Here is a 504-nt window from a genome sequence, read left to right on the forward strand (position 1 = left end):
CCAGCCCGGTCGCGCCGCAGGGCGCCGACCTGGCCCGCGCCAAGGGCTGGCTGGCCGGCGCGACACGCCCGCTGGCGATTGTCGGGCTGGATATGCTGAGCGGCGACAGCGGTTGCGTGTTGCGCGCCTTCCTGGAACATTTCGCCATTCCCTTCATCACCACCTACAAGGCCAAGGGTGTGATCGCCGAGGATCATCCGCTGTGCCTGGGCGGCGCCGGGCTGTCGCCGCTGGCCGACGGGCACTTGCTGCCCCTGGTGCAGCAGGCCGATTTGATCCTCTGCATCGGCTATGACCCGATCGAGATGCGCCCGGGCTGGCGCGAGGCCTGGGATCCGGCGCGGCAGAAGGTGATCGACATCGCCCCGGTTCAGAACGACCATTACATGCATCAGGCGGGGCTGAGCTTTGTCGCCGATCCCGGCGCCACGCTCGAGGCGCTGGCTCAGGGCGCTGCCGCCCGTGCCACCTGGCCGGAGGGCGAACCGCGGGCGACGCGCGCGG

1 pseudogene is annotated in these 504 nt (G+C 70.6%); it reads left to right on the plus strand.

Going from position 1 to position 504, the window contains the following annotated elements:
• Positions 1–504 (plus strand): annotated as a pseudogene (locus CVM52_RS26505) (thiamine pyrophosphate-binding protein); the annotation flags it as partial.

Origin of the sequence: Pseudooceanicola lipolyticus (genome assembly GCF_002786325.1) — a bacterium.
Classification (GTDB): domain Bacteria; phylum Pseudomonadota; class Alphaproteobacteria; order Rhodobacterales; family Rhodobacteraceae; genus Pseudooceanicola_C; species Pseudooceanicola_C lipolyticus.